Source organism: Proteus sp. Marseille-Q3619, from assembly GCF_965283115.1.
In genome coordinates this window covers 903,665-926,844 of sequence record NZ_CBDIMP010000001.1, presented here as the reverse complement: position 1 = coordinate 926,844, position 23,180 = coordinate 903,665, and the positions used below count along the sequence as shown (strand labels likewise).

General features: G+C 37.9%; 16 protein-coding genes. 9 read left to right on the top strand and 7 right to left on the bottom strand.

The window, feature by feature from the left end:
• Nucleotides 1-73: 73 nt before the first annotated feature.
• Nucleotides 74-604, top strand: coding sequence for a tRNA adenosine(34) deaminase TadA (tadA, locus tag ACWPWK_RS04350; protein WP_109370978.1), 531 nt, complete (start codon nucleotides 74-76; stop codon nucleotides 602-604).
• Between the two features lie 7 nt (nucleotides 605-611).
• On the opposite strand, the gene ACWPWK_RS04345 is transcribed toward tadA, so the two are convergent.
• The 6 genes from ACWPWK_RS04345 to mltF all read right to left on the bottom strand — a co-directional run bounded on the left by ACWPWK_RS04345 (nucleotide 612) and on the right by mltF (nucleotide 8,547).
• Nucleotides 612-1,160 (bottom strand): fimbrial protein, encoded by a 549-nt coding sequence (locus ACWPWK_RS04345; protein WP_109370977.1) that lies wholly within the window; start codon nucleotides 1,158-1,160, stop codon nucleotides 612-614.
• Nucleotides 1,160-2,230 carry a fimbrial protein gene (locus ACWPWK_RS04340; RefSeq protein WP_109370976.1) on the bottom strand — a complete coding sequence of 357 codons (1,071 nt, stop codon included), beginning with the start codon at nucleotides 2,228-2,230 and terminating at the stop codon, nucleotides 1,160-1,162. Before ACWPWK_RS04340 ends, ACWPWK_RS04345 begins: the two co-directional genes overlap by 1 nt.
• A gap of 25 nt (nucleotides 2,231-2,255) precedes the next feature.
• A complete protein-coding gene (locus ACWPWK_RS04335) occupies nucleotides 2,256-3,020 on the bottom strand; it encodes a fimbrial biogenesis chaperone (protein ID WP_109370975.1) in 765 nt (254 codons plus the stop codon).
• A 30-nt stretch (nucleotides 3,021-3,050) separates the two neighbouring features.
• Nucleotides 3,051-5,537 (bottom strand): fimbria/pilus outer membrane usher protein, encoded by a 2,487-nt coding sequence (locus tag ACWPWK_RS04330; protein ID WP_109370974.1) that lies wholly within the window; start codon nucleotides 5,535-5,537, stop codon nucleotides 3,051-3,053.
• A gap of 178 nt (nucleotides 5,538-5,715) precedes the next feature.
• Nucleotides 5,716-6,264, bottom strand: a complete 549-nt coding sequence (locus tag ACWPWK_RS04325) for a fimbrial protein (protein WP_109370973.1) — start codon at nucleotides 6,262-6,264, stop codon at nucleotides 5,716-5,718.
• Between the two features lie 810 nt (nucleotides 6,265-7,074).
• Nucleotides 7,075-8,547, bottom strand: a complete 1,473-nt coding sequence (gene mltF / locus ACWPWK_RS04320; RefSeq protein WP_109370972.1) for a membrane-bound lytic murein transglycosylase MltF — start codon at nucleotides 8,545-8,547, stop codon at nucleotides 7,075-7,077.
• Nucleotides 8,548-8,811: 264 nt separating this feature from the next.
• Between mltF and purL the strand changes: the two genes are divergently transcribed.
• From purL to ACWPWK_RS04285, 7 genes are all read left to right on the top strand, one after another.
• Complete coding sequence (gene purL / locus ACWPWK_RS04315; RefSeq protein WP_109370971.1) at nucleotides 8,812-12,702, top strand: phosphoribosylformylglycinamidine synthase; 3,891 nt, start codon at nucleotides 8,812-8,814, stop codon at nucleotides 12,700-12,702.
• Between the two features lie 690 nt (nucleotides 12,703-13,392).
• The gene (locus ACWPWK_RS04310) at nucleotides 13,393-14,841 is read left to right on the top strand and encodes a sensor histidine kinase (protein ID WP_162558354.1); all 1,449 of its coding nucleotides are present in this window, start codon (nucleotides 13,393-13,395) and stop codon (nucleotides 14,839-14,841) included.
• Nucleotides 14,841-15,884, top strand: a complete 1,044-nt coding sequence (gene qseG, locus ACWPWK_RS04305) for a two-component system QseEF-associated lipoprotein QseG (RefSeq protein ID WP_244184988.1) — start codon at nucleotides 14,841-14,843, stop codon at nucleotides 15,882-15,884. Before ACWPWK_RS04310 ends, qseG begins: the two co-directional genes overlap by 1 nt.
• Nucleotides 15,885-15,895: 11 nt before the next feature.
• On the top strand, nucleotides 15,896-17,233 hold the full coding sequence (gene glrR / locus ACWPWK_RS04300; protein WP_072063249.1) for a two-component system response regulator GlrR: 1,338 nt from the start codon (nucleotides 15,896-15,898) through the stop codon (nucleotides 17,231-17,233).
• A gap of 73 nt (nucleotides 17,234-17,306) precedes the next feature.
• Nucleotides 17,307-18,923 (top strand): NAD+ synthase, encoded by a 1,617-nt coding sequence (locus ACWPWK_RS04295; RefSeq protein WP_109370970.1) that lies wholly within the window; start codon nucleotides 17,307-17,309, stop codon nucleotides 18,921-18,923.
• A 15-nt stretch (nucleotides 18,924-18,938) separates the two neighbouring features.
• Nucleotides 18,939-19,277 (top strand): nitrogen regulatory protein P-II, encoded by a 339-nt coding sequence (gene glnB / locus ACWPWK_RS04290; RefSeq protein ID WP_023581614.1) that lies wholly within the window; start codon nucleotides 18,939-18,941, stop codon nucleotides 19,275-19,277.
• A 265-nt stretch (nucleotides 19,278-19,542) separates the two neighbouring features.
• Entirely contained in the window at nucleotides 19,543-20,190 is a 648-nt protein-coding gene (locus ACWPWK_RS04285; protein ID WP_109370969.1) for a hypothetical protein, read from the top strand.
• A 95-nt stretch (nucleotides 20,191-20,285) separates the two neighbouring features.
• Here the strand turns inward: ACWPWK_RS04285 and hmpA are convergent, their stop codons facing one another.
• Nucleotides 20,286-21,485, bottom strand: coding sequence for an NO-inducible flavohemoprotein (gene hmpA, locus ACWPWK_RS04280; protein WP_109370968.1), 1,200 nt, complete (start codon nucleotides 21,483-21,485; stop codon nucleotides 20,286-20,288).
• Nucleotides 21,486-21,851: 366 nt separating this feature from the next.
• On the opposite strand from hmpA, the gene glyA reads away from it, so the two are divergent.
• Nucleotides 21,852-23,105, top strand: coding sequence for a serine hydroxymethyltransferase (glyA, locus tag ACWPWK_RS04275; RefSeq protein WP_088495048.1), 1,254 nt, complete (start codon nucleotides 21,852-21,854; stop codon nucleotides 23,103-23,105).
• Nucleotides 23,106-23,180: the final 75 nt, after the last annotated feature.

Genomic DNA, 23,180 nt, shown 5'->3' with positions numbered 1-23,180 from the left:
AAGACAATCTCTTTAGTTATCAATAGAAAACAGGGTACAATATCCCGCTATATGATCATGAAGAGATATCCTTGTGAATAAAGTTAAAGATGATATTTATTGGATGCATAAAGCGATTGAGCAAGCGCAAAAAGCACAAGAAATCGGTGAAATACCAGTGGGCGCAGTGTTAGTCGTTGATAATAAAATCATTGCTAAAGGATGGAATCATTCAATTATCGATAACGACCCCACTGCACATGCAGAGATTATGGCATTACGCAAAGGGGGAAAGCATTTACAAAATTATCGTCTACTTGATACAACTCTTTATATTACCCTAGAACCTTGTGTGATGTGTGCAGGAGCGATTGTGCATAGTCGGGTAAAACGCGTAGTTTACGGCGCCTCAGATTTAAAAACTGGCGCAGCTGGTTCATTTATTGATATTTTACAGCATCCCGGAATGAACCATAAAGTTGAGATAACATCAGGTGTATTAGGTGAAGAGTGTTCACAGCTTTTAAGCCAATTTTTTAAAATGAGAAGGGCTGAAAAGAAACAACTTAAAAAGCAAAAAAACAGTCCAGTTATAATCAATACTGAACCAGCCATAAAAGAATAATACCTGTTTACTGATAATTAAGGGTATACGTTGCTTGTGCTTGGAATGGGCCAGTGAGCAATGTTTGATTTTTCAGTGCAGAGGGTGACGCCTCAACATATGTCATAAAATTAAACTGAATACGTTTATTATTAAGAAGTCGAGTTGAGCTCGGCTTTTTTAATTGGATAACATTGCGCTGAACATCTGTAAATACAATCCCAATACTTTTAGGATCTTCAGATCCTGTGCCAACAACAGCAAGGTGATCGGGCATTGTAGGATGCTCTTTCCCATCTAACGTAATCGTGACGCTTTTATAAATATCTTGACTGCAATTTTCTAAACTAATACTAAAAGCAACAGGTTCACTTTTTTGAAAAGTATAAAGATCTTTTGCTGATATCTGCTTGAAGTCAATTACTTTATTTTCATCACCAGCAACAATAGTACAACCATGTGCAACCACAACACCTTTAAATTCCATATCACCACCAATAAGCTCGGTCACAGCAAAAGCGGAAGGTGAAAGTAATAATAAAAGAGAAATAGCAGATTTTGTTATTGGGTTTTCCATTACATAAACTCCGCAACTAATGTGGCATGTGCTGAAAATTCACCTTCTGTAATTTTGCTACCTGTTTTTGCAATAGGAGCTGCTGTGACTTCCCAGTTTCCTTTAAAATTATTCAGTTTCCCGACAGAAAAATATTGATTAGGTGGCACAATCGCTCCTGATTTGTCTCTTAAAACAATACCTAAATTAGTTCTATCTACAGGTCCTGTTGTGCCAAGATAATTAGGGTTAAAACTAGCGATACCTGAGCTCCCAGTTTGAATTTTGAACATAATTCTACTGTTAGGATTAGTAAAACTTCCACCTTCACACTTGATGGGAATATTGCGCGTGATCTTGTAGTTTTGACCATTTAAATAGTCAGAGGTATTACCGACATTGCCAAAATCAAAGGTAATTGGAGAGCCATTATTAAATGTACATCTATCTTCCGTGGTTAATATTCCTGAACTAATCACTAATTTTGAAATTGGCTCAGGGCCATATTCTTGATATAAGCCATTACCTACACGTGCATACATTTGAGCTACAGCTTGTCCTGTTAATGAAACCCCATTAATAATCGGTTTTTTCAAGCGAAAGACTAATACACCACTACTTCCTGATGACATGTTGGGTTTTGGTGATTCAGGGACACGGCAACCTTGTTGCCCATTTCGATTGTTCGGTTTTTCAATAAAAGGAACAGTAGGAAGTGATTCAGGACCCCAAATAGAAAACTTGATCTGAACATCGACATATTCATTCAGTTCATAGTAATTATTACCTAAATAGCGTAGGTCAGAATTTGCCATATAATAAGTGCGAGAATTCGGAACTAAGGGATCTTTAGGGCAATAAACCGTTGCTAAGTATCTGTCAGGCAAAGAAAAGTTTACTGTGGCCGTTTCGCCAGGTCGGTTATTAGGAAATGTTGCGTTATTTAATGCAACTCTAAAAATATTAGGGCCTCCAACAGTGCGAACTTCACCATGAATATAAGCAGATGCCACAACTGGAGTACATAACATTGCGCCAGTAAAAAGTAATTTTAGCGTATTGAAATAAAAATTTACTGTTGTTAATTTCATTTTATTCCTACCGGCGTCAAGTTAATTAATATTTGGGTTGTTGTTCTTTAGGTGCTGCTTTACAGCTATTTTGTTGGCAAACAAATTTTAATTCTGGATGTCCGCCGTAATCATTTACATACATCATGTAAAATTGATTTATGTTGCTGGTTTTAACTGGAATTTCCAGTGATGATTTAGGCGCAACCATTAAACCAGGGAAGGTAGTTAACTTATCGCTATCCTCACCATTCAACTTATTAGAAAGCCCGATAATTGTGATGTAATAAGGTGTCGGATTTTCTGCAATAAATTGATTGCCTTGTTTTTTAAACACTAATTGATCTTGCCAAACCATGCCTGGCTTTTCAGGAATAATGGTGGTTGGGCGGTAGAATAATTTAATGCGAGACTGCATTGCCATTTGCAACACGTTAGCTTGTTTTGGTGCTGGTGGAATTTCACGCACATTTAAATAAAACAGTGATTCTCTATCTTGTGGCAAAAGACCAATTTCTGCTGTTTTGGTAATTCTAACCACGCCTTTTTGATCACCATCAAGACGCTGTAAAGGTGGCAATGCTACTAAAGGAGAAGCGATTTTTTGTCCGTGTTCATTTTCAACCCATGATTGCGCTAAGAAAGGAATATCAGGGCTAGTATTTTTTAGGTTTACGCTAGCTGAGTTTTCGTTGCCCATTAGTACAATGCGAGTTCTATCTAATGACACGCCTGCTTGAGTCGTACTCACAATGCTAAGTGCAATTAATGAGCCACAAAAAAGCGTTTTAAGTGTGTTGAATGAGTTCATACAATTATCTCTAGTAATTCATTTTATTCATTAAAATCCCTGACATAATAACAATTCATGTTTTAGTGGATCGTTAATTGCAGCTGGGATTGTAATCGTACACTGGGATTTACCACCCCAGATCACGTTTAATGATTCATTAAGGTTAACACCGGCGATATAAACTAAACCATCTTCCATCACCATTCCCATATTTTCACCGTTTTTATTGGTGATTTCGGCACCAAATGGCGGGTGTTTTTGATCGACTGTTTGTAAGATAGCCATTAGGCGCTCACCTTGGCGAACAGGGAATTTATAGTAGCCAATTGCGCCTTCAGTTAATGTGGCAGAAGTAATGGCTTTGTGTGTTTCAATATCTGAATCCATTTTATCAACATCAATACGAGCATCAACATTGTTATAACTAGTTAAGTCAGTTAATACCCCAATACCGAATAGGTTTGTCGTTGTGCTTTGATTATTAAATGGTACGCCTGCAACGCCATCAGTATCAACCATCATGCGAGCAGTACTTGATGTCATGCTACTGCTATGTAATGCAGCGCCGTGGCGTGTTGCAGTAAATCCGCCTTTAACTGTTGCACCTAGTGCAACATAATTATCTTGTTGATAGCTCGCATTGGCGTTAATTTCTGCATATTGCGAACGGTGTTGATAATAACCATCAGTATTGGCTTTATTGTCTGAGCTTAAACCTGCACGGACACGCCATAGATTATTATAATTGCTATTATCAGAATAAGAGGCCATTTGGTTCACTTTTCCGTTACTGTCTTGCAAGCTATAACCAATGCTTTTACCACTTCCTAATGGAACTGAAATATTAAAAGAAATACTGTCATCAGTATTACCTTTATGCTGAGTACGGAAGGCAGATAAGTTAGTATTAATCTGCTCTATACCCATAATAGAAAAATTACGGCTTACCGTAACACCATACTGTTCTTGTGTCTTTTTATCCCAATAGTTTTGGTGTCGATAAGAGAGATAAAGTGTTGTCGATTTTTCAATATCATCAGCCCAAAAAGTTTTGTTACCTGTAATGGTATACATCTCTTTTTCATAACCATTGTTATTAATATCGTTGTAACGCTCATCCATATATTGAGAGAAAGATCGGAATGTTTTCTCTGAAAAGCGATAACCCGCAAAAGTAATCGTACTATGGTACTCATCAAAGGTTTTAGCGTAGTTCAGTTTGAATGACATCCCATTGATATTTTCATTATCATAAGTTTTGCTATAAGACTGAGTAATATCACCTGAAAGCGTACCTAAACGCCCCATATCGTGACCTAAACCTAATGACCACGCATTGTAATCTTTAGCCGTCAACAAAACCCCACCATACAGCGACCATGTGTTGTTCATACCCCATGAAAAATCGCCTTGATAAAAAACAGGACCTTGCATTTTATGGTTGTTGAGCGATGACTGACCCATTGATGTGTTATAACGCACTGAGCCTGGGCGAGTCATATAAGGTAGATTGGCTGTTTGTACTTGGAATTCGCTTACTTTACCGTTTTGCTCTTCGACTCTGACATTTAATTGGCCTTGTACTGTATCTTGTAAATGTTTAATAGCAAAAGGGCCCGCAGGTACCGTAGTTTCATAAATTAGGCGACCGTTTTGCGTTACAGTCACTTTGGCATTAGTGTTTGCGATGCCATGAATTTCAGGTGCATAACCTTGCAAAGAAGGGGGTAACATTCTTTCATCACTTTGTATATTGGCACCTGTAAAACGAAAACTATCAAAAACTTGAGAGTTTAAATAAGTTTCACCAAGCGTTAATTTTGCAGCTAGGTTAGGTAATGGTTTATAGGCGTATATCTGATTCCAATCAAAGCTATTATTTGATGAATATTCAGATGAGTAGTTTCCTTGATATTCAGCACGTAGTCGCCATTCACCAAGGTTAATTCCAGCTTGCCCATATCCTGTTAATGAGTTGTTGTTATTGCCTTGATTTGGGCGAGTTGATGTACCTGTTAAGGTATAGTCAACTAATAACCCAGATACACCTGGGTCCCACAATTCAGGTGGTGTCCAATCCGCATCTTCATATTTCATTAGTGAGCGAGGCATAACAATATCGAGAATACCGCCATCATTTTTGATAGAGATACCTGGTAATTGACTAATATTGAAACAATCTGGTGAGATTTCTTCGATAAATTTTTGATTTTCTTCGTTAACTGTTAACTTTTTTAGAAGAGTAGGATCAATACAAGCGATGGAGTAATTGGGTTTCACTTCAACATAATTAATGTTTTGGCGAGGGAAGTCACGACCATTTATACGGATATCTAAGTAGTACATACCCGGAATAATGTAATTAGAGGTTGCAAAACGAGATAAATCGACATTATCTCTGTCTTCGGCATCTAGCATATGAATGTTAAATTCCACAGAATCATCAGGCTCGGCTTGAGCGAAAAACGCTAAGCACAATAGCAAAATGGCACAAATGTTTTTCCATATTGTGCTGTGAAAAAAAGAAATTAACATGAATAAACGCCTAATTATTAATAAAATAAAAAGTAATTAAATAATGAATATTTATTTTATTACTTTTTATTTTATTCTTATTAAATTGAAGTGTTTTATCAAATTTAACGCAGAGGAAGTCCCCTGCGTTAATGCAGTAATTAATTTATTATTTAATTAATTTAAATAAATAAAACGATTACTGATAATCAACTTGGAAGTTGATAACGGCTTGGAATTCACCTGGAGTTACAGTTGCGTCTGCTGATTCAGCTTGAACGTAAGCAACGAATGGGATCTTAGAAACACCATTAACTAATTGTACTGGTGTTGTTGCTGTGTTCCATTTTACTGATTTGCTGCCAGCATCCATTAAGCCGATACCTGCACCAGAAGCTGAGCCAGATACGAAAGATGCTAAGTCTTTATTTGTTGCATTAACAACACTTGGTGTATAGCTAACAGTAGCTGTTTTTGCTACGGTAGTATCACAGTCTTGTAATTCGATATCTTTTTTAACGTTACCTGCTTTCTGCATATTTGCTAATGCAGAAGTTGGGATTTCACTGAAATCAACAATAACAGGACTTGAAGAAGCTGCTAATCCACAAGCTGAATTAACAATTTCACCTTTTAATTGAATTTCGCCTTTAGTTGCGCCAACTTTTGGTGCAGAAGTTTCAGCAGTTGCAACAGAATTAATACCAAATACTAAAGCAGCAGCTAAAGCAATTTTACTCAGTTTCATTATAGATAATCCCTTGAAGATCGTGCGTATTATTATTTATAGAAAAATAATATTAGTGTCGGAATATAAAAATTGATTTGCATTATATTTCGAGTTGTTTCGAATAATGACTGGTTTATATGATATCAACAAAGGCATTCTATTTGATATAACATTTTGTTGATTTACTCAATTTTCATATTTAATCTTGCCTATTCCATATTAATAGAGTTTTATGTAGGTTTATTCTTTTTATTACTCAATTTATGGGTGAAAAAGTTTATCAGGCAGATAAATTTAATAGACAATGCAATTAACATTATTTTAACTTTACAAAAAGTAATGTTATTAACATTAGGTTAGAAAAATTAATAAAATCAATTATAGATTATCGCAATATATATAATTCAATAAGTTAGATGTTAATAATGACGCGTTTAGGTTAATTTTTATCGTGAAAAAAGTTTCTCCCAAAATAATAATCATAAAATGAATAATAACGTATGAGATAATTCCTACGTATTTAAGTTAATTTTTTCTTATATTTCACTTATTCTGATAGTCCTAAAATGACTAATTGGATCATTTTAAATACAATTTACTCATTAGGCGAGTGTTTTGGCTAATGAGTGTTACATTTTTTAACACATGAATTTTCCCTATTTTGGGTAAAAAATAGCATGACAAAATGTAACAATTTTTAATATTAAGAAAATATTAATTTAGGGATTGCTTTAATGGTTGGAGTGATTTTTGAATAGTAGAAATGAAATAAATAAGCCTCTATAAAAGAGGCTATGTTGTTTAATAGGCTGTTTTTAAGTACAAAAATTATTGATAAGCCATATCTTGAGTCAATGATAATGATGAGCTTTCTTGCTCTTCATCGTTATCATTCTCTTTATCTTTAGATAATATTTTATTTTTGCTCTCTTTGGCTTGAAGGTAACCGACAAGGCTAAGTTGATATCGTCGAATGTTTTCAACATAGCGATAAGCCTCATGGCCTCTGGCATAGCCATAAGGGAGGTCTGCATAATATTTCTTTTGGCTAAGTAGAGGTAATCTTGATTTTACATCTAGCCAACTATCAGGATCGGCATTTTGTTGCTCCGTAAGCCTTCTGGCATCAAGCATATGACCAAATCCCATATTATATGCTGCCAATGCAAACCAAATTTTTTCATCTTCTGGAATAGAATCCGGCAAGCGCGAAAGGAGATGTTTAAGATATTGTGCTCCTCCTCGAACACTCTCTTCGGGATCAAGCCTGTCAGTAACGCCCATACTTGATGCAGTAGGGCGAGTTAACATCATCAATCCTCTAACTCCAGTTGGTGATGTAGCATGAGGATCCCAATGTGATTCTTGCCATGCCATAGCTGCCAATAACCGCCAATCGAAAGTATCTGCATACTTTTCAAAAAGAGGCTGATAGTTTGGCAAAATAGAATCTATCGCTGTAATAAAAGAGATAGTATCGAAGTAATCAAATGTACCTACATGGCCAAAATATTTTTCTTCTAGTCTTGCTAACACATCTTCTTGAGATAATTGATTAAAGTAATCGAGCATCGCTGCATATAAGCTATTATCTTCACCATCAGGCAAATACCACGTTAGTGGACGGCTTTCAGTGACTTCAAACCCTACGGCAACATTAGGATGAATGCGTTGTTGTACTGCAACACTGATGGAATCTGCTAGAACATAGGTTATTTTACCTTCTGATAATGCTTCTAGCAGTTGCGAGGTCGTCTGATTATCTGATTCTTCCCATTCAAGCTCGGGGTATTGCGTCTCTTTTAATGTTCGCAATAAACTTGCATGAGCTGAGCCAGCAGTGACAACAAGTCGCCCATCTAACGAATCAAAACTACGTGGTCTTAATGTCCCTTTACGGTAAATAAGCTGTTGAGAAACTGAAAAATAAGCAGGGCCACTGCGTGTCGTATCTAATCTCTCTTTATTATAAAGTAATCCGGCGGCGATAAAGTCAGCTTTATTATTCTCCAGATCATCAAACATTTGGTTGATATTTGTCCGCATATTAACGACAAGTTTCACGCCTAGGTAATCTGCAAAGCGTTTCACTAATTCATAATCGAAACCTACGGGGTCCTTTTTATCGTTCATCGTTATCAATGGTGAAGGTATCGTACTAATTCTTAACTCACCACGAGATAAAATCTTATTTATCTGCGCTTTTTGCCTATCTGGCCATGTAATATTCAACGCGATAATAGCCGCTGAAAAGAGCGCTATGATAACGATAACGAAATAGTTTATCCTTATATTATTCAATAGGTTGGTTCTCGTTAACGTTGTTTATTGTTGTGTGTAAAATCGTCATTTTAACATGGATAAATTTCCAGTAATCGAGCATTTTGCTTAACATATTGGCAAGACGCAACTTGATTACACCAATTAATCATTAAAACACTCTAAGTTAAATGCCGTTATTTTGTTCACGCAAACGGTTTCGTCTGAGCGGTTATTCTATTATACTAGGCGCGTTTCCCCTGAATGATTGGTCAGGTTAGCTGCTAAAAGAGAGAACTCAATACTATGGAAATCCTGCGTGGCTCCCCCGCTTTATCCGCGTTTCGTATTAATAAATTACTCACTCTATGTCAGGAAAATGATCTTCCTGTACAAGGTATATACGCGGAATTTGTCCATTTCGCGAAAGTGGAAGGGCAGTTATCTGAAGATGATCAAACTAAATTACGTCAACTACTGCATTATGGACCTTCATTAACAGAACATGAGCCTGTTGGGGAAATGCGAGTTGTTACACCTCGCCCGGGAACAATTTCACCTTGGTCTTCTAAAGCGACAGATATTGCACATAACTGTGGTTTAGCCAAGGTTGTCCGAATTGAACGTGGTATCGCCTACTTTATTGAGTGCGGTACGATGACAGACAATCAGTGGCAACAGCTTTATGGTTTTATTCATGATCGAATGATGGAAACCATCTTCTTAAATTATCAAGATGTAAATGCACTTTTTGCCGAGCAAACGCCAGCACCACTAAAAACGATTGATGTGCTTGCAAAAGGCAAAGATGCACTAATAAAAGCGAATATCGAAATGGGATTAGCGCTGGCAGACGATGAAGTTGATTACTTAGTCGATGCTTTTAACCGCTTACAGCGTAATCCAACAGATGTTGAGCTTTATATGTTTGCACAAGCTAACTCTGAACACTGTCGCCACAAAATATTTAATGCTGATTGGATAATTGATGGTAAAGCTCAAGATAAATCATTATTTAAAATGATTAAAAATACGTTTGAGCAAACGCCTGATTATGTCATGTCAGCTTATAAAGATAATGCGGCAGTAATGGAAGGCTCTGTGGCGGGGCGTTTTTATCCTGATACAGAAAAAGGGCATTATCACTATCATCAAGAGCCTGTACATATCTTGATGAAAGTAGAAACACATAACCACCCAACAGCAATTTCACCATGGCCGGGGGCTGCAACGGGTTCAGGCGGTGAAATTCGAGATGAAGGCGCAACGGGACGCGGTGCAAAACCTAAAGCTGGTCTAGTTGGATTTTCGGTTTCTAACTTACGTATTCCGGGATTTGAACAGCCTTGGGAAGAAGATTTTGGCAAACCAGAGCGTATTGTTAATGCATTAGACATTATGACTGAAGGTCCACTAGGTGGTGCGGCATTTAATAATGAATTCGGTCGTCCGGCATTATTAGGTTATTTCAGAACCTATGAAGAACAAGTAAATAGCCACAATGGTGTTGAAATTCGCGGCTACCATAAACCCATCATGTTAGCAGGGGGTATTGGTAATATTCGTGAAGATCACGTACAAAAAGGCGAAATCACAGTTGGTGCTAAGTTAATTGTACTTGGTGGACCCTCTATGAACATCGGTCTTGGTGGTGGTGCCGCTTCTTCTATGACATCAGGTCAATCAGATGCTGATTTAGATTTCGCCTCTGTTCAGCGTGATAACCCAGAAATGGAACGCCGTTGCCAAGAAGTTATCGACCGTTGCTGGCAATTAGGTGACGATAACCCGATCTTATTTATTCATGACGTTGGTGCTGGTGGTCTTTCTAATGCAATGCCTGAATTAGTTAATGATGGCGGTCGTGGTGGTCGTTTTGAATTACGTGATGTTCTTAATGATGAACCGGGTATGAGCCCACTTGAGATCTGGTGTAATGAATCTCAAGAGCGTTATGTATTAGCGGTATCGCCTGAAAAAATGCCTCTTTTTGATGCGTTATGTCAGCGTGAAAGAGCACCTTATACTGTGATTGGTGAAGCAACGCAAGAGCGTGAATTAGTGCTCAATGATACACACTTTGATAATAAGCCGATTGATATGCCATTAGACATATTATTAGGTAAAGCACCTAAAATGTTGCGTGATGTAAAATCACTTAAAACAGAAGGTGAGTATCTCTCCCGTAAAGATATCGATTTAAAAGATGCCGTCTATCGTGTTCTTCATTTACCAGCCGTTGCTGAAAAAACCTTCTTAATTACCATTGGTGACCGTACCGTAACAGGAATGGTTGCGCGTGATCAAATGGTCGGGCCTTGGCAAATTCCGGTTGCCAATTGTGCTGTTACCACAGCAACATTAGATAGCTATTATGGCGAAGCTATGTCTATTGGTGAACGAGCACCTATCGCACTGTTAGATTTTGCTGCCTCTGCACGTATGGCTGTCGGTGAAGCACTAACAAATATGGCGGGTTGTGATGTAGAAGCGCTTAATCGCATTAAGCTTTCGGCTAACTGGATGTCAGCAGCAGGTCATCCGGGTGAAGATGCAGGTTTGTATGACGCAGTGAAAGCCATTGGTGAAGAGTTATGTCCAAAGCTAGGTATTACTATTCCTGTGGGCAAAGATTCGATGTCAATGAAGACGCGCTGGCAAGATAAAGATGGGAAAACCAAAGAGGTTACTTCTCCACTATCTTTAGTTATTACAGCATTCTCTCGTGTTGAAGATGTGCGTAAAACAGTGACGCCTGAATTATCAACACAAGCTGGAAACCGCTTGTATTTAATTGATTTGGGCAATGGTCATAATGCATTAGGTGCAACGGCACTAGCTCAAGTTTATCGCCAATTAGGTCAGAAAGCGGCTGATCTTCGTGATGTTGAACAGTTGAAACAGTTCTTCAATGTGATGCAACAATTGGTCAATGAAGGCAAATTGTTGGCCTATCACGATCGCTCTGATGGTGGGTTATTTGTCACTCTTGTAGAAATGGCATTTACAGGCCATTGTGGCTTACACGTTGATATCAGTGCTTATGATGAAGATATTTTAGCTGGACTCTTTAATGAAGAGCTCGGTGGTGTGATCCAAATTCGTGCTGAACATCAAGAAGTCGTCGAAGCATTATTTGCTGAATATGGTTTATCGGATTGTTTACATTATTTAGGTCAAGCAACAGAAAATGATGCCATTATTATCCAAAGTCGTGAAACGGAAGTTTACAACGAAAAACGCAGTACATTGCGTCTTTGGTGGGCAGAAACAACATGGCAAATGCAACGCTTACGTGATAATCCAGAGTGTGCGGATGAAGAGCATCAAGCAAAACAAGATCTCAACGATCCTGGGTTAAATGTGAAGTTAACCTTTGATCCAAATGAAGATATTGCTGCACCTTATATTGCAACAGGGAGCCGCCCTCGTATTGCGGTTTTAAGAGAGCAAGGTGTTAACTCTCATGTTGAAATGGCGGCTGCTTTTGACAGGGCTGGTTTTGATGCTATCGACGTTCATATGAGTGACTTACATTCATCACGACGTTCACTCAGTGATTTTGATGTGCTGGTGGCTTGTGGTGGATTCTCTTACGGTGACGTATTAGGTGCGGGGGAAGGCTGGGCGAAGTCCATCTTATTTAATTCTCGCTTACGTGATGAGTTTGCCCAATTCTTTGAACGCCAAGATACCTTATCCCTAGGGGTCTGTAATGGTTGCCAAATGATGTCGACATTATCAGAACTTATTCCAGGTGCAGATTTGTGGCCTCGTTTTGTTCGCAATCGTTCTGAGCGTTTTGAAGCGCGCTTTAGTTTAGTGAAAGTGACAGAAAGCCCATCATTATTACTACAAGGTATGGTGGGTTCACAAATGCCTATCGCAGTTTCTCATGGTGAGGGTTTTGCTGAATTCCGTAATGCTGAGCAACTAGCACAACTAGAAGCACAAAATTTAGTGGGATTACGTTTTGTGGATCACTACGGTAATCCTACAGAACAATATCCATTAAATCCTAATGGCTCTGTAAAAGGGATCACTGCTGTCACTACAAAAGATGGTCGCTCAACCATTATGATGCCTCACCCAGAACGAGTGTTTAGAACAGTCAGTAATTCTTGGCATCCAGATAATTGGGGTGAAGACAGCCCTTGGATGCGTTTATTCCGCAATGCAAGAAAACAATTTGATTAATCAAATGTAATATTATCTTAGAGATAAATACATAAGGCCTCTACATTGTTAGAGGCTTTATTTTATTGATAATAAAAGAATTATTTTTTGTTGTGTAAAAACGGAGACACTTACCAGTTTACTTGTCTCTTTTTAGCGACATTTAATTTATTGAAATATAAGTAATTATTAAATTTAGGGTAACTCTGTCTGGATATGGAGACAGCTTGGTTGTTTTATAACTAGATAAAAAAGAGTTATAAATAAAATATCAGAGAGGTATTTTTATTTTTTGTTTATTTTCAGTTTGTTAAAAGATTTCTTTAAAAGTTGGCACGCCTTGTGCATTATATAAATCAGTTGCTCATTCAACTTTTTATGTCGGTCCACAATATGGGTGGGAACATACCACATAAGCCAGGAATGACGCCAGAGTAAGGTGCCTACCGTCCAACATCATGATACTCGTCTTCGGACCTTATCAAACACAGGGCGACACGTGGAGTGAGGCACCACCTTCATTCTCTTTTAGAGAAAAAAGAGATGAAATATTGACGAGCGGAATATCTCAATAAGATATTCCGCTCTCCCACTTCTAGAGCCTGTCGCATTTCCTCGTTTGTGTTTGTTCTCTTACCTAATTTTCCCAATGTCGGACTTTTTTCTTGTTATCAAGTCATGTAGCATCGCATTACTCTAATAGGTGTTGAGATGATTTCATTGAAAAAGTGGCGTGTTTTCCCCCGTTCTTTAAGACAGCTCGTGATAATGGCATTTTGGATGGTGCTATTACCTTTACTTGTGCTTGCTTATCAGGCTTATCAAAGTCTCGATCAATTAAGTAATCAGGCGGCTATTACTAATAAAAATGCACTCGCAGATACTGAACGAAGTGAAGTAATGCGAAATCTTGCGATTGAAATGGAAGGAAACTATCGTCGATATTGTGTTTTAAGAGATAAAACTGATGATGATATGTATCAGCAACGCTACCAGCAATACACCAAACTCTTCTCAACATTACAGCAAACCATTATTCCTCTTTCGGCATCTAAAGAAGCCGATGTACTTAATACTTCACTTGAAAAACTAAAATCGATTCAATGTGAAAGTAGTGAACCCACAAAAGAGATGCAACAAGCTTTAGAGCAATTTTCTTATGCCAATAACCGTATAGTTGTATTAACTAAAGAGATTATTTTTAGCCGTGGTGAACAACTTCAAATGGCAATCGCTGAAAAAGGGCGCTATTTCGGTTGGCAAAGTCTTATCGTTTTTGTGTTCAGCTTGATCCTCATTGCGCTATTTACTCGAATGATTATTGGCCCTGTTAAAGGGATTGAGAAGATGATCAATCGATTAGGTGAAGGTCGAACACTGAGTAATAATCTAGATACTTTTCAAGGGCCACGAGAACTGCGTTCATTAGCACAACGTATTATTTGGTTAAGTGAGCGTTTAGCATGGCTTGAGTCACAACGACATGAATTTTTGCGTCATATCTCTCATGAGTTAAAAACACCGTTAGCCAGTATGCGAGAAGGTACGGAATTATTAGCTGATGAAGTTGCGGGTCCTTTAACTCTTGATCAAAAAGAAGTCGTTTCAATTCTCGATAATAGCAGTAAGCAGTTACAGTTATTAATTGAACAACTACTTGATTACAATCGCAAACTTTCTGAAGTTCCTCAACAAATCGAAGAAATTAACTTGACTGATTTAGTAAATGATGTGGTATTAGCCCACAGTTTACCCGCGAGAGCAAAAGATATTAAAACGATAATTTCACTTAATCTAACCACATGTCGAGCAGAAGCGACGTTATTATCGCGAGTTATCGACAATCTCTACTCGAATGCGGTGCACTATGGTGCTGAATCAGGTAATATCTGGATCTCTAGTTATCAAGTTGAACAGAAAATAGTTATTGATATAGCCAATAAAGGAACACCTATTCCTGAATCTGAACAAAAAATGATTTTTGAACCCTTTTTCCAAGGATCTTTGCTACGCAAAGGGGCTGTCAAAGGAAGTGGTTTAGGTTTAAGTATTGCTCATGACTGTATCAAAAGAATGGAAGGTGAACTAAGAGTTGTTCCTTCTGACTATGCCGATGTCTGTTTTCGTATTGAATTACCGCTACTTTCTGAGATTAAATAATGCAAATCAGGTCACAAAAACAAGCATCTCCTCATCATGAGTATAAAAAAATAAATAAGAAGATGCTTGGTATTGAATTGTTATCTATGGCCCCTGCATCAACTAGAAAAATTGCATTAAATTGGAAGCAGTGTTTCTTGTTTATTCTGTTTCCACTGGTTCTTTCAGGGTGTACACCAAAGTTGCTCACTGAGACACAAGAGCCTGAGCCAGAAATCCCCGTTGTTAAACAAAAAACGATTGATTATCGTTGGGCTGAATGTAAAACATTAAGCTCATTTTATGATGAAGGCATCAATAACGCGCTTTATTGGTTACGTGCCATTGAATGTACAAACCGCATAATGACGACCGAAGCACAACGCCAAGCCAGCAGTGTTGTCGTCACTGGTTGGGATGATGCATTTTATAAAAGTATTCTATTAGAGCGTGCTGGAATGACGATTGCCGATCGTCGAACACAATTAGTATTATTAGAAAGCTATCAATTACAATTTCCAAGTTCTATGCGAGTTCTATTATCGACATGGATTGAGAACCAAACGCTTATTCTCTCTTTAGCAGAAGAGAAGAGTCGTTATCGTCGTTTAATCACAGATACAGATAATAGAATTGATGCACTAAGAAAAGAGAATAATGCGTTACAGCATGAACTGAGTGTCACCCTGAAAAAGCTTGAAAGCCTTACCCAAATTGAACGGCAGTTATCGAATAGAAAACAGAGTGGCTCTGTTGATTCGCTATCGCAAAATGAAGATTTAGCTGAGAGCGTAACGGAAACAGAAAAAGTGAATGCAGAGAAACCTGCTGCTGAAAAACCAGCCGTTGAAAAAACGAATGAAAAACCCGTTTCGACGCAATCGATAACAGAGAAGTCAAAAGGTGAGGAAAAACAACCGTCTGCAACAGTGGTTAAACCAGAGCCTTCCAAACCAGAATCTACAAAAACCGAATCTACGAAAACTGAGGCGGTAAAACCAGAACCTGTCAAAACAGATACTGACACACAAGGCTCAAAACCGACTGAAGCAGGTTCTAAATAAGGAGAATGTGCATGGCTGGCCATAAATCAGCAAATCTTTTACTTGTCGATGACGATCCTGGGTTATTAAAGTTACTTGGTATGCGATTAACAAGTGAGGGTTTTCATATCTTCACCGCTGAAAGTGGACAAGAAGCACTAAAACTTCTCTTAAAAGAAAAAATAGACCTTGTTATTAGTGATCTCCGAATGGATGAAATGGATGGTATGGCGTTGTTTGCTGAAATACAACGTCAGCAGCCGGGCATGCCCGTTATCATTCTTACGGCTCATGGCTCTATTCCTGATGCAGTGGCCGCAACACAGCAAGGCGTATTTAGCTTTTTAACTAAACCCGTTGATAGAGACGCACTTTATAAAGCGATTGATGAAGCACTTGAGCTTGTGACTATTGTTTCAGATGAAGAGTGGTCAAAAGATATCGTGACACGTAGCCCGCAAATGCTACGTTTATTAGAGCAAGCAAAGCTAGTCGCCCAATCTGATGTCAGTGTACTTATCAATGGCCAAAGTGGTACGGGTAAAGAAGTCCTTGCTCAAGCTATCCATCGTGCAAGCCCTAGAGCGAAAAAACCTTTTATTGCCATTAACTGTGGTGCTTTACCTGAGCAACTTCTAGAGTCTGAATTATTTGGCCATGCGAAAGGCGCTTTTACAGGCGCGGTGAGTAGCCGTGAAGGTCTATTTCAGGCAGCTGAAGGCGGCACATTATTTTTAGATGAAATTGGCGATATGCCAATGGCATTGCAAGTTAAGTTATTACGTGTTTTACAAGAGCGAAAAGTTCGCCCATTAGGCAGTAATCGCGATATTGATATTGATGTACGAATTCTTTCTGCAACGCATCGTGATTTACCTAAAGCGATGGAACGTAATGAATTTCGAGAAGATCTGTTCTATCGTTTAAATGTGGTTAACTTACGTATTCCGACATTAAGTGAGAGAGCAGAAGATATTCCTGTTCTTGCTAATCACCTATTGAGAGAGTCTGCTAAACGCCATAAACCTTTTGTTCGAAGCTTTTCAACCGATGCGATGAAATGCTTAATGACAGCAAGTTGGCCAGGTAATGTGCGTCAATTGGTTAACGTTATTGAGCAATGTGTTGCGTTAACAACAGCACCCGTGATCAGTGAAGCGCTTGTAACACAGGCATTACAAGGTGAAAATACGGCATTGCCCACATTTGCAGAAGCGAGAGGGCATTTTGAAATGACCTATTTGAGAAAGCTTTTGCAAATGACAAAAGGCAATGTGACCCAAGCCGCACGTATGGCTGGGCGCAATCGAACTGAGTTTTATAAATTGTTATCTCGTCATGAGCTAGATGCGAATGATTTTAAAGAATAACCTTTTCAGATAACGAATATATTTTTAAACTAACTTTCCTTTTATGCGGAAGATAGCGGAGAGACTAATTTTTATGAGTCGTAAACTAAAACTCACCATGGCTCAACTTAATTGGGTTGTTGGCGATATTGAAGGTAACTGCGAACGCATGTTATCTACCGTAAAAGCACAAGAAGATACCGATTTGGTCATGTTTTCTGAGTTGGCTTTATGCGGTTACTCTCCTGAAGATCTGCTATTTCGTCCTGATTTCCAACAGCGTTGTGAAACACAACTTACACGTTTAGAACAAGCAAGTAAAAAAACGGCGATTGTTGTTGGACATCCTTGGTGGCAAAACGGCAAAATTTACAACGCACTTTCATTTTTCTATAAAGGTGAATTACAAGCGCGTTATTTCAAACAACAATTACCTAATTATGGTGTGTTTGATGAAAAGCGTTATTTCCAACAAGGAAATGAGCGCTGTGTAGTGCCATTTAAAGGTTATCACCTAGGTTTGTTAATTTGTGAAGATATCTGGATCAATGAACCTATCGATGCATTAAAACAAGCGGGTGCTGATCTTGTTCTATCTATTAATGCATCACCTTATAACCGTGAAAAACCCCATGTTCGTACACAGCTTATTAAAGAACATTGCCAAAGAACACACCTTCCCGTGATTTATCTTAACCAAATTGGTGGTCAAGATGAGTTGGTATTTGATGGTTGTTCAAAAGTATTTGATGAACGCGGTACTATTACGCATCGTTTAGCTGCATTTGATGAACAAACTACCATCGTTGAATTTGACGAATTGAATATTGTTCCGATGGCAGATCCTGCTCCGGAACTTTCACCTTTAGCGCAAGTTTATCAAGCGTTAGTGCTTGCAACGCGTGATTATGTGATTAAAAACGGCTTTAAAGGGGCAATTCTAGGATTATCTGGTGGTATTGACTCTGGATTAACGGTTGCTATCGCAGCTGATGCCTTAGGCAAAGAGAGTGTTCAGGCTGTTATGATGCCATTTCGTTATACATCAGAAATGAGTATTCATGATGCAAAAGAACAAGCGGATTTATTAGGTGTTGAGTTTGATACGGTTTCTATTGAACCCATGTTTGATGCTTTTATGGCTCAACTTGCGCCTATGTTTAAAGATACTGTTGCAGATACCACAGAAGAAAATCTACAAGCTCGTTGTCGTGCGGTTATTTTGATGGCAATGTCGAATAAACGTCGTCGTTTAGTGTTAACCACAAGTAATAAAAGTGAATCAGCAGTGGGATATTCTACATTGTATGGTGATATGGCGGGTGGTTTTGATGTACTAAAAGATGTACCTAAAACATTAGTTTTCGAGCTTTCTAAATATCGTAATACACTTTCACCTGCTATTCCTCAGCGTGTTATTGATAGACCACCATCAGCAGAACTTGCACCAGGGCAAACAGACCAAGATAATTTACCTCCTTATGACATTCTGGATGCTATTCTTGAAGGTTATGTTGAGCAAGATAAATCTGTATCTGATTTAGTTGCAGCAGGATTTGATGAAGCGACAGTCCGTAAAGTGATAAAATTAGTCGATATTAATGAATACAAGCGACGTCAAGCCCCTGTTGGGCCACGTATTACAAGTCGTAATTTTGGTAAAGATCGCAGATACCCAATTACAAGCGGTTTTGGTCGCCACAACTGGTAATAGCAGGATAATACGATGAAAAAAATTGAAGCGATAATTAAGCCGTTTAAATTAGATGATGTAAGAGAAGCGCTCGGCGAAGTGGGTATCACTGGAATGACTGTAACAGAAGTGAAAGGCTTTGGTCGCCAAAAAGGGCATACTGAGCTTTACCGCGGTGCTGAATACATGGTCGATTTTTTACCTAAAGTGAAGATTGAAATTGTTGTCTCTGATGAAATTGTTGAAACCTGTGTAGATACAATTATGACAACGGCACAAACAGGTAAAATTGGTGATGGTAAGATTTTTGTCTTTGATGTGAGTCGCGTTATTCGTATTCGTACTGGTGAACAAGACGAAGAGGCTATTTAGTTATTAATTAATTTAAGCCAAATAATTATATTTTTCATTTTTATTAAAACCCGATATTTTTTAATCAAGATATCGGGTTTTTTCTTTTTTTGTGCATAATTAATTTTTTAATGTTTTGCCTATAATGCTATTTATATCTTATACAAGTCTATTGATGCTCCTGAGCAATTTATTTTACTATTTTTTATAAACTTTAAGGCACAAAATGTTATTCAATAACTTTTAAGGAAAGTTATTATCATCAATATTAAAAAATCATTAAGGTATGGGCAAAATAGTGTTTAATTATTTATTAAAGCGTCTCGCTTTATTTTTATGTGCAGCAGTGTTAATCGCTATCACTACGGGATTTATTTTTCTTGATATTTTGGTTCTTGATAATGGTATTTCTGAAACGTCGGTAACTGAATTAGGTCAAGAAATTATCGTTGCCATTATCTGTTTATTCTTTTTTGTTAAAGCGTGCCAAGGAAGTGAACAACAGGGAGCATTCACGCTTATTCTGGGCTTTTTTCTATGTATTTTAATTCGTGAGTTAGATGGTGTATTTGATCAGATTGCACACGGCTCTTGGGTTTGGTTCGCTCTAACGGTAACGTTTATTTGTATTGCTATTGCAATTAGAGAAGGCAAGAGAACGTTAAAAGGCTTAATTCACTTTATTACTCATCCAAGCCATGGAATGTTAGTTGCTGGTCTATTATGTGTTTTACTGTTCTCTCGTTTATTTGGAATGGGAATACTTTGGCATAAATTATTGGGTGAGGATTATAACCGTGCTGTTAAAAACATGGTGGAAGAGGGCAGTGAATTATTTGGTTATACGCTCTGCTTAATTAGTGTTATTTGGTACGGTCTTTCTGCTAAAGATCATGTTATTCCTGCGGCGATTGAAAAAAAATATCGATCATAAAAAGGCAGTGAAATAGCTAATAAAAACGCCGATAAATATAACTCTATCAGCGTTTTTTTTATTCAATTTAAAATCGAACTTTAATGAAAGTATTTTTACTGTAAATCTTGTGTAATAACAGCATGAGGACCAAAACATTCATAATGAAGTTTTTCACTATTAATACCTAATTCAATAAGTTGCTTAGCAACAGATTGCATAAAAGGTAATGGACCACAAAAATAGAAATGCATATCAGGAATAGTTAACCAATCTTCAACTTGTTTTAATGTCATTAAGCCTTCGAATTGATAATCTTTATTTTGCACGTCTTCCGCTCGTGGCGTGCGATACCATATCGCTTGTTGATAATGTGAAAGTTGATTGCCGACTTGATTAACTTCATCTTTAAAAGCATGAACACCACCATGTTCAGCTGCATGTAACCAATTGATATTAGCTTTATGAGCTGAAAGTGTGTGTAACATAGATAGCATTGGCGTTAAACCCACACCTGCTGAAATTAAGGTTACAGGTGTTGTTGGTGACACATCTAAATAGAAATCGCCCCCTGGTGCGGCGACTTGTAAAGTATCACCTTCTTGAATATGGTCATGCAGAAAATTCGATAAAATACCTTTATCTTCGCGTTTTACTGCGATGCGATAGGTTTTATTATTTGAAGAGTGAGTTAATGAATATTGACGTATTTCTTGGTTTTCAAGATGTTCATCACGGATATAAATGCTTAAATATTGCCCTGCTTGATAAGGAGTAACCGCAAGTCCATCTTCAGGCTCTAATTCAAAACTGGTAATTACATCACTTTGTTTTACTTTATGTTTAACTTTAAAGTTTCGTAATCCTCTCCAACTTCCATTTGTTTGTTCTTTTTGTTGATAAATTTGTTCTTCGCGATTGATAAAGACATCAGCCAATATTTGATAAGCCGCCCCCCAAGCATCTAGCACTTCTTGCCCTGGATTAAACATCTCATCAATTGTTGCTAATAAATTTTCACCGACGATGGGATAGTGTTCAGGAAGAATATTTAAACTGGTGTGTTTTTGTGCAATTTTTTCAACGGCAGGCAAAATGGTGGCTAAATTTTCAATATTCGTTGCATAAGCGCATATCGCATTAAATAAAGCTTCACGTTGTGCACCACTGCTTTGATGGCTCATGGTGAAAATATCTTTTAATTCTGGGTGGCGAGAAAACATTCGATCATAAAAATGGGCAGTTAACGCAGGGCCTGTTTTAGCAATGAGGGGAATTGTTGATTTAATTGTCGCGATAGTTTGTGCATCTAACATAATTGCTCCTGAAAAATTTTCAGTTTATTGTGAATTTTTATAAATTGTATTTTATATGCAACTTATCTCTTTTTGAGTATTTTGTAAATCTCTGTTTTTATTTTTTAACAAAAAATCTCAATTCTTAGAGAATGATGCGGGGTGTTTGCAAAATAAGGCGAGATGCACCTCAAAAAGAGGAATAAGTACAGGATAAAATGAGGTTGTTAAAAAGTAATAATATGCTGTTATAGTTGGATGGCAAACGATTGCGTATTTTTTCATTAGGGGCTATCTCAATGAAGAAAAAGAGTTTACACTGTATGCCATTCTTTCTCCCGCATGGGAGTTTGTCTTTAGTGAAGTTAGCTGAGTCAGGAGATGTGAATGTTAAAACGTGAAATGAATATTGCTGATTACGATCCAGAATTATGGAATGCAATGGAAGGTGAAGTGACTCGTCAAGAAGAGCACATCGAACTTATTGCTTCTGAAAACTATACCAGCCCTCGTGTTATGCAGGCGCAGGGATCTCAGCTGACAAATAAATATGCTGAAGGCTATCCGGGTAAACGTTACTACGGTGGTTGTGAGTATGTGGATGTTGTAGAGCAACTGGCTATCGATCGTGCAAAAGCATTATTTGGTGCAGATTACGCTAACGTACAGCCTCACTCAGGCTCTCAAGCGAATGCCGCAGTCTATATGGCATTATTAAAACCAGGCGATACCGTTTTAGGTATGAACCTAGCGCAAGGTGGTCACTTAACTCATGGTTCACCAGTTAACTTTTCTGGTAAACTGTATAACATAGTACCTTATGGTATTGATGAATCAGGTAAAATTGATTACGAAGATATTGCTATTCAGGCTAAAAAACATCAACCAAAAATGATCATCGGTGGTTTCTCTGCTTATTCTGGTCTGGTTGATTGGGCTAAAATGCGTGAAATTGCAGATAGCATTGGTGCATTCTTATTTGTTGATATGGCACACGTAGCAGGTATGGTTGCTGCTGGTGTTTATCCTAACCCAGTCCCTCATGCACATGTTGTTACAACAACAACTCACAAAACCTTAGCAGGCCCACGCGGTGGTCTTATCCTTGCTAAAGGTGGCGACGAAGAGTTTTATAAAAAACTGAACTCTGCTGTATTCCCTGGCTCTCAAGGTGGCCCTTTAATGCATGTTATTGCAGGTAAAGCGGTAGCATTAAAAGAAGCTATGGAACCAGAATTTAAAGTTTATCAGCAACAAGTTGCTAAAAACTCGAAAGCAATGGTAGAAGTTTTCTTAGATCGCGGTTATAAAGTAGTGTCTGGCGGAACTGAAAACCACCTGTTTTTATTAGATTTAGTCGACAAAGATATTACAGGTAAAGATGCAGATGCTGCACTGGGTCGTGCAAATATCACTGTTAACAAAAACAGCGTACCAAATGATCCACGTAGTCCATTTGTAACTTCTGGTGTTCGTATCGGTTCTCCTGCGATTACGCGTCGTGGTTTTAAAGAGGCGGAAGCTCGTGAATTAGCCGGTTGGATGTGTGATGTCCTTGATAATATCAATGATGAAGCGAACATTGAGAAAGTGAAACAAAAAGTCTTGGATATCTGCGCTAAATTTCCAGTTTACGCATAAGTTTGTAACGATATAATAAAACCCGTTGTACAAGCCCGCTTCGAGAACTTGTTCTTGGCGGGTTTTTTTGCATCT

Coding starts and splice junctions, on each gene's coding strand:
- ACWPWK_RS04345 (WP_109370977.1), bottom strand. CDS start 1,160: ATGGAAAACCCAATAACAAAATCTGCTATTTCTCTTTTATTATTACTT.
- ACWPWK_RS04340 (WP_109370976.1), bottom strand. CDS start 2,230: ATGAAATTAACAACAGTAAATTTTTATTTCAATACGCTAAAATTACTT.
- ACWPWK_RS04335 (WP_109370975.1), bottom strand. CDS start 3,020: ATGAACTCATTCAACACACTTAAAACGCTTTTTTGTGGCTCATTAATT.
- ACWPWK_RS04330 (WP_109370974.1), bottom strand. CDS start 5,537: ATGTTAATTTCTTTTTTTCACAGCACAATATGGAAAAACATTTGTGCC.
- ACWPWK_RS04325 (WP_109370973.1), bottom strand. CDS start 6,264: ATGAAACTGAGTAAAATTGCTTTAGCTGCTGCTTTAGTATTTGGTATT.
- purL (WP_109370971.1), top strand. CDS start 8,812: ATGGAAATCCTGCGTGGCTCCCCCGCTTTATCCGCGTTTCGTATTAAT.
- ACWPWK_RS04310 (WP_162558354.1), top strand. CDS start 13,393: ATGATTTCATTGAAAAAGTGGCGTGTTTTCCCCCGTTCTTTAAGACAG.
- qseG (WP_244184988.1), top strand. CDS start 14,841: ATGCAAATCAGGTCACAAAAACAAGCATCTCCTCATCATGAGTATAAA.
- glrR (WP_072063249.1), top strand. CDS start 15,896: ATGGCTGGCCATAAATCAGCAAATCTTTTACTTGTCGATGACGATCCT.
- ACWPWK_RS04295 (WP_109370970.1), top strand. CDS start 17,307: ATGAGTCGTAAACTAAAACTCACCATGGCTCAACTTAATTGGGTTGTT.
- glnB (WP_023581614.1), top strand. CDS start 18,939: ATGAAAAAAATTGAAGCGATAATTAAGCCGTTTAAATTAGATGATGTA.
- ACWPWK_RS04285 (WP_109370969.1), top strand. CDS start 19,543: ATGGGCAAAATAGTGTTTAATTATTTATTAAAGCGTCTCGCTTTATTT.
- hmpA (WP_109370968.1), bottom strand. CDS start 21,485: ATGTTAGATGCACAAACTATCGCGACAATTAAATCAACAATTCCCCTC.
- glyA (WP_088495048.1), top strand. CDS start 21,852: ATGTTAAAACGTGAAATGAATATTGCTGATTACGATCCAGAATTATGG.